This window comes from Microbacterium sp. Leaf351 (assembly GCF_001423825.1).
GTDB lineage: Bacteria > Actinomycetota > Actinomycetes > Actinomycetales > Microbacteriaceae > Microbacterium > Microbacterium ginsengisoli.
This window is the reverse complement of sequence record NZ_LMPK01000023.1, coordinates 46686-53676: the sequence shown is the minus strand read 5'-3', so window position 1 is coordinate 53676 and position 6991 is coordinate 46686. Positions and strand designations below refer to the sequence as shown.

The following is a 6991-nucleotide window of genomic DNA, read 5'->3' as shown; positions in this document are numbered from 1 at the left end:
CCCGCATCGCCCGCAGCATCGCCGACCGGCGCATCCGACTCGTCGAGACCACCACGACGCAGCCGTCGCCCTTCGCCCGCGACCTGCTCTTCGGCTACGTCGGCGCGTTCATGTACGAGGGCGACTCGCCGCTGGCGGAGCGCCGCGCCGCCGCGCTCTCGGTCGACCCGGCGCTGCTGAGCGAGCTGCTCGGCAAGGTCGAGCTGCGGGAGCTGCTCGACCCCGACGTGATCGCGCAGTTCGAGCGGGAGGCCCAGCGCCTCGACCCCGGGCGGCGGGTGCGCGGGCGCGAGGGGGTCGCCGACCTGCTGCGCCTGCTCGGCCCCCTCGATGCCGACGAGATCGCCCTGCGTCTGCAGGCCGATGACGACGAGGATGCCGCGGCCACCCCGGCCCGCGCCAGCGCGCTCGCGCACGACCTCGTCGACGCGCGCCGCGCGATCGCGGTGACCATCGCCGGACACCCCCGCTTCGCCGCGATCGAAGACGCCGGGCGCCTGCGCGACGCGCTCGGCGCGGCGCTGCCGGTGGGCATCCCGACGGCGTTCCTCGAACCGGTCACCGACCCACTCGCCGACCTCGTCGCCCGCCACGCACGCACGCACGGTCCGTTCACCGTCGCCGCGGTCGCCGAGCGGCTGGGCCTCGGCGCCGCCGTCGCCCGCCACGCCCTGCAGCGCCTCGACGCCGTCGGACGGGTCACGAGCGGATACTTCCTGCCCGAGGCATCCGGGTCGACCGACGACCTGGAGTGGTGCGACAGCGAGGTGCTGCGTCGACTGCGGATGCGCTCGCTCGCCGCGATCCGGGGCAGCGTCGAACCGGTGCCGCCCGAGGCGTTCGCACGCTTCCTGCCGGTCTGGCAGCACGTCACACGTCCCCTCGAGGGCGTCGACGGCGTGCTGCAGGTCGTCGAGCAGCTCGCGGGGGTGCCGATCCCGGCGAGCGCCTGGGAGTCGCTCATCCTCCCGTCGCGCGTGCGCGACTACACACCGGCGCTTCTCGACGAGCTCACCGCGTCGGGAGAGGTGCTGTGGTCCGGGCACGGCACCCTGCCCGGCAGAGACGGCTGGATCGCGCTGCATCCGGCGGATGCGGCATCCGTCACCCTCGCCGCACCCGACGACGACGCGACACCCGGCGAGCTCGAGCGGGCTGTGCTCGAGGCGCTCGCGGGCGGCGGAGCGTACTTCGCGGCACAGCTGCGGCAGGTGACGGGCGCCGAGAACGAGCAGTCGGTCATCGAGGCACTGTGGGCGCTCGCCTGGACCGGACGCATCACCAACGACACGTTCGCGCCGGTGCGGGCGCTGCTCGCCGGCGGCTCGCAGGCCCACCGCGTCGCGCGGCGCGCCCCGCGGGCACGGATGTACCGCGGCACGCCGATCGCCCGGCCGGCGGCGCCGCCGCGCCCCGCGGCGATCGGCGGACGCTGGTCGCTGCTGCCGGAGCCCGAGACCGACCCGACCGTCCGCGCCACCGCGGCCGCCTCGCTGCTGCTCGACAGGTACGGCGTCGTCACCCGAGGCTCGGTGCAGAACGAGGGACTTCCCGGTGGCTTCGCGCAGGCCTACCGCGTGCTCGCCGGGTTCGAGGAGGCGGGGCACTGCCGCCGCGGCTACGTGATCGAGAAGCTCGGCGCGGCACAGTTCGCCGCCTCGTCGACGATCGACCGGCTGCGCGAGTACGCCGCGCTCGCCGATCCGCCGCCGCTCGAGGCGGTCGCTCTCGCGGCCACCGACCCCGCCAACCCCTACGGCGCCGCCCTCGCCTGGCCCGGGCTCGACGGCATCACGCACCGCCCCGGCCGCAAGGCGGGCGCGGTCGTCGTGCTCGTCGACGGTGCACTGGCGCTCTACCTCGAGCGCGGCGGCAAGACCGCGCTCGCGTTCACCGACGACGAGGCTGTGCTCGCCGCGGCATCCCGTGCCCTCGTCGCGACGGCGCGCGGCGGGCGCCTCGACACTCTGACCGTCGAACAGGTCAACGGCGTGTTCGTGTTCGGCACGCCCGCCGGTCGCGCGCTGCGGGAGGCGGGATTCGTCGAGGCGACGCGCGGGCTCACGCTGCGGCGCCAGCTCGAGGGCGCACGTGCCTGAGGGCGACACCGTCTTCCAGACTGCGCGCCGGCTGCACGAGGCGCTCGCGGGCGACGTCGTCACCCGGTTCGAGCTGCGCGTGCCGCAGGTCGCGACCGCCGATCTCACCGGCGAGACCGTGCACGGCGTGATCCCCCGCGGAAAGCACCTGCTGCAGCGCATCGGCGACATGTCGGTGCACTCGCACCTCAAGATGGAGGGCCAGTGGCACCTCTACCGTCCCGGTGAGGCGTGGCGCGCACCGGCCTTCAAGGCCCGGGCGATCGTCGGCACCGCCCGCGCCCTCGCGGTCGGGTTCGACCTCGCCATGGTCGACGTCGTGCCCACGGACCACGAGGACGAGCTCGTCGGCTACCTCGGCCCCGACACGCTCGGACCCGACTGGGACGCCGTGGAGGCCGCCCGACGCCTCAGCGCCGACGAGCGGCCGGCCCACGTCGCCCTGCTCGATCAGCGCAACCTCGCCGGTCTCGGCAACGAATACGTCAACGAGCTGCTGTTCCTGCGGGGCATCGACCCGCACACCCCGGCGAGCGCGGTGGACACGCTCGCTCTCGCGCAGGCGGGGGCGCGCCTCATCCGGGGCAACCGCGACCGCGCCCGTCGCACGTTCACCGGCATCGACAAGCCGGGGCAGCGCACGTGGGTCTACCGCCGCGCCCGCCAGCCCTGCCGGCGGTGCGGGACGACGATCACCGAGACCACGCTCGGCGCCGACCCCACCGCGCAGCGCAACGTCTTCTGGTGCCCGCGCTGCCAGCCGGCCCTGTGACGCGGCATGCCGGCCCGGCGACGGCGGACCCGCCTGCCGCACCCCGATGGCCGCACCTCAGAAGAAGGTCATCTCCCCGCCGGTGAGGTTGATCGTCGCGCCGGTCACGAACGAGGAGTCGGGCGAGGCGAGCCAGGCGACCGCTCCCCCGACGTCCGTGGGCGTGCCCATCCGACCGGCAGGGATCCGTGCCGCGTACGCGGCGATCTCCTCGTCGAGCGACCGACCCGTCTCGGCGGCCCGCGCGGTGAACGCCGTGCGCATCATGTCCGATTCCATCGTTCCCGGGCACAGGGCGTTCACGCGGATGCCCTCCTCGGCGTGCTCGACGGCGAGGGCCTGCACGAGCGCGATCGAGAACGCCTTCGAGCCCGAGTAGACCCCCCAGCCCTCCCACGCCTGCTTGCCGGTCTGCGACGAGATCACCACGACCGACCCGCCCGCCCGCATCACCGCGAGCACCGCGCGCAGCGTGCGCATCACGCCCCACACGTTCACATCGACCAAGCGCGCGACGTCGTCCCACGCGGCATCGACGAGTCGGGTCGCGGGGATCGCGATCCCCGCACCGACGACGAGCACGTCGATCCCGCCGTGCACGGCGACGACGGCATCGACCGCGCGTCGCACCGCGCTGCCGTCGGTCACGTCAACACGCACGAAGCTCAGCGGATCGTCCGGCGACAGCGCGGCGAGGTCCGTCCACGCGGCATCCACCGGTTCCGCGACGTCGAGCACGATCACCCGGGCGCCGTCGGCGGCCAGCCGATCCGCCGCGCCCCGGCCGAGCCCCCGCGCGCCGCCGGTCACCAGAGCGACGCGCGGGAGGGTCTCGGCTGCGCTCACGCGGTCGCCCACCGCTTCTCGAGCGCGCGGGCGATCGACACGATGCGTTCGTCGGCCCCCCGGCGGCCGACGATCTGCATTCCCACCGGCAGTCCCGACGTCGGCGCCGGGATGGCGACGACCGGGTGCCCGGTCACCCCGAACGGGCGCGTGAACACGCTGAGCGCGTCTCGGAACTCGATCGGGTCACTGCCGATGAGGGGTGCGACGATCGCGCACGTCGGCAGGATCAGCGCGTCGGCACCGGCCGCGTCGAGTGCGTCGTCGATGATCTTGCGCAGCCCCTCACGGGACTCCTGCGCACGGATGTAGTCGACGGCGGTGGTGCGCAGCCCCCGCTCCATCAGTTCGCGGATGTCGGCGCCCATCGTCTCCGGACGCTCGAGCAGCTGCTCGGCGTTGCTCGCGGCCGACTCGGCGTACAGGATCGTCAGCCCCGCCCAGATGAACGCGTCCGCAGACGGCAGATCGGCGGAGGGCAGGCCCTCGGAGACCCGCGCCCAGGATGCCGCGACCGTCTCGTCGACCGTCGTCGCCGTGACCCAGTCGCGCGCGGCGATGAGGGTGAACTCCCCCGGGTCGGCGATCGCCTCGGGGCCGAGCAGACCCGCGTCGACATACGCGCGCGCGAACGTGTCGACATCGCGCGACATCGGGCCGATCGTGTCGAACGAGGGAGCGAGGGGCCAGACGCCGTCGAGCGAGAAGCGCCCGTGAGTCGGTCGCAGACCCGCCGTGCCGCTCAGCGCCGACGGGATGCGCACGGAGCCGCCCGTGTCGGTGCCGAGGGCGAGGTCGGCCATGCCGAGACCGACCGCCGTCGCCGACCCGCCGGAGGAGCCGCCCGCGATGCGCGCCGGATCGACGGGGTTGCCGACGGGCCCGAAGTGCGGGTTGCCGCTCGTGGGACCGAGGGCGAGCTCGTGCAGGTTCGTCTTGCCGATGACGCCCCAGCCGGCGGCGCGGAGCGCCGCTACCACGGGAGCATCGGAGTCCGCCGTCGGCACCACGGGCAGCTCGGTTCCGCGGGTCGTGGGCATGCCCGCGACATCCACCAGATCCTTCACCGCGAGGATCGGACCGTCGAAGTCGGCGGCCTCGTCCACCCAGATGAACGCGTTCGTGTCGCTGTGGGCTGCGATCGACGACTTCGCGTCGCCGAGGCTCGTCACGTCGGCGCTCATGCGAGGGCCAGCGCGAGAGGACGGATGGGGCTGCCGGTCGCGCCGCGGATCTTCAGAGCCGCGCCGATGAAGGCGAACTCGTACATCTGCGCGGCGCTGAGGCCCTCGAGGTCGGCGATCTCGAGCATGGGCACGCCCGCCTCCGCGAGGAGGTAGGTGTGCACGTCGTGGAAGTTCTCCGGGTCCTGCGACGGACGCACCTCGATCGCGGCGTTGTCGGAGCCGATGATCGCGGCGCCCTGCTTCGCGATCCACTCGGCACCGTCACGGGCGATGCCGGGCTCGTCGACGATGTACGCGTCGGAGTCGGGCCACGCCTGCATGCGGCCGGTGCGGATGAACACGACGTCACCGGGCTGGATCGCCACGCCCTGCGCCTTCGCGGTGTCGGCGAGCAGCTCCGGTGTGATCAGGAAGCTCGGCGGCAGCTGCGCCGTGCCCTCGTGGGCGGCGACGTCGAGCAGGATGCCGCGGGTGATGATCGGCGGGTGCTTGTCGGCTCCGCCCTTCGTCCAGTAGCGGCTGCCGAGGTGCTTGTCCTGGCTGAAGTTGTTCCAGATCGACTGCCCGTACCCGAAGTGGTTGAGCGCGTCGACGTGAGTTCCCGTGTGCGTGTACATCGAGATCGAGTCGCTCGAATAGCCGACCAGGCTGTTCTGCGCCTCGCCGACCCCGATGACATCGTCGACCAGGTTGCCCTGGGGGGTGTGGGTCATCCAGATCTGGAATGCCGGGTCGCCGAAGGCCTGCCAGCTCGGCATGCCGATGAAGTAGTCGACGGAGAGGTCGACGGGGGCACCCGTCACCCGCCGCAGCAGTTCGTCGCTGGCGACGTCGTTGAGCAGGTTGAGCATGCCGATCTCGTCGTCGACTCCGAACGGACTGGTGCTCACCTCCCGGAAGGTGGCGGCGCGTGCGGCGATCTTCGCGCCGAGTGCCGCGTTGACGGTGGCGTCTGCGCACATGGTGTGGCTCCTGTTCTGTGGCGAGGGATCAGCTGGCGGTGCGGAGGCGGCGTTCGCGTCCGTACACGAGGAGGATGAGGATGATCGCGACGCCCTGCGCGATCTGACGCCCGGCGATGGGCACCGCGGCGGCACTCAGTGCGTCATCGAGCACGGCGAGTACGAGCACGCCCGCGATCGTGCCGACGTAGCTGCCGCGGCCGCCGAGGATCGATGCCCCGCCGATGACGACGGCGGCGACCGAGGTGAGCGTGTACTGGTCGCCGATGCCGTACGCGCCGGTGCCGGTGTAGCCGGCGAGCACGATTCCGGCGACCGCGGAGAGCGCGCCGGTGACGCCGTAGACGCCGAGCAGGGTGCGCAGGCGGCGCAGGCCGGCGAGCTCGGCGGCCCGCGGGTTCGAGCCGAACGCGTACACCGAGCGGCCGAAGGTCGTGAACCGCATCAGCACGATGATGAAGACGGCGACCGCGACCCAGACGAACACGGCCCCGGGGACTCCGCCGATGCGGGTGGTCATGGCGGCCGAGATGGACGGATGCGGCTGTCCTCCGGACTGGCCGTTCGTGATCACGAGCACGAAGCCGCTGACGATCGCCGCCATGCCGAGGGTCATCACCATGGGGTTGATGCCGAACAGCGAGATACCGAGCGCGTTCACGCAGCCGATGGCCGCACCGATGAGCACGATGGCCCCGAGCACGAGCAGGGGCCACTCCGCATCCGCGGTCCACTGCACCGTCAGCACGTCGGAGGCGGAGATGACGGCTCCCACCGACAGGTCGATGCCCGCGGCGACGATGACGAGGGTCTGTCCGGCCGAGGCGATGCCGAGCACCGCGGCGACCCCGAGCAGCACGCCCAGGTGTCCGACGGTGAGAAAGCTCCCGCTCTGCGCTTGCGCCACGAGCATGAGCACGGCGAGCGCGACGTAGGAGAGCACCGCGGGCGGGATCGAGGCGATGCGCTTGCGCGCGGTGGCGGGCAGGGCAGTCATCGTGTGACCTCCGGGGTGGATGCGGCGCCGGGTCGTCGTCCGAGGGGGATCCAGCGACCCGTCACCACCTTCGACAGGGCGAGCGAGAGGATCAGCAGCGAGCCGTCGACGATGCCCTGGTAGAACGA

6 protein-coding genes are annotated in these 6991 nt (G+C 72.8%); 2 read left to right on the top strand and 4 right to left on the bottom strand.

Going from position 1 to position 6991, the window contains the following annotated elements:
* Window positions 1-2099: DNA glycosylase AlkZ-like family protein (locus ASG00_RS17720; protein WP_327037498.1), on the top strand; the 2099-nt coding region annotated here is incomplete at its 5' end.
* Window positions 2092-2871, top strand: coding sequence for a DNA-formamidopyrimidine glycosylase family protein (locus ASG00_RS07960; RefSeq protein WP_056208302.1), 780 nt, complete (start codon window positions 2092-2094; stop codon window positions 2869-2871). The genes ASG00_RS17720 and ASG00_RS07960, both read left to right, overlap by 8 nt.
* Before the next feature lie 57 nt (window positions 2872-2928).
* Here ASG00_RS07960 and ASG00_RS07955 read toward each other — a convergent pair whose 3' ends face one another.
* From ASG00_RS07955 to ASG00_RS07940, 4 genes are read right to left on the bottom strand one after another with little or no spacing between them, the layout of a single operon-like run.
* The gene (locus ASG00_RS07955; RefSeq protein ID WP_162237838.1) at window positions 2929-3717 is read right to left on the bottom strand and encodes an SDR family NAD(P)-dependent oxidoreductase; all 789 of its coding nucleotides are present in this window, start codon (window positions 3715-3717) and stop codon (window positions 2929-2931) included.
* Entirely contained in the window at window positions 3714-4901 is a 1188-nt protein-coding gene (locus ASG00_RS07950) for an amidase (RefSeq protein WP_056208296.1), read from the bottom strand. The genes ASG00_RS07955 and ASG00_RS07950 overlap by 4 nt, the downstream gene beginning before the upstream one ends.
* Window positions 4898-5866, bottom strand: coding sequence for a cyclase family protein (locus ASG00_RS07945; RefSeq protein WP_056208294.1), 969 nt, complete (start codon window positions 5864-5866; stop codon window positions 4898-4900). The genes ASG00_RS07950 and ASG00_RS07945 overlap by 4 nt, the downstream gene beginning before the upstream one ends.
* A 28-nt stretch (window positions 5867-5894) precedes the next feature.
* Window positions 5895-6863: an ABC transporter permease gene (locus ASG00_RS07940; protein ID WP_056208290.1), complete on the bottom strand. Its 969-nt coding sequence runs from the start codon at window positions 6861-6863 to the stop codon at window positions 5895-5897.
* Window positions 6864-6991 lie beyond the last annotated feature (128 nt).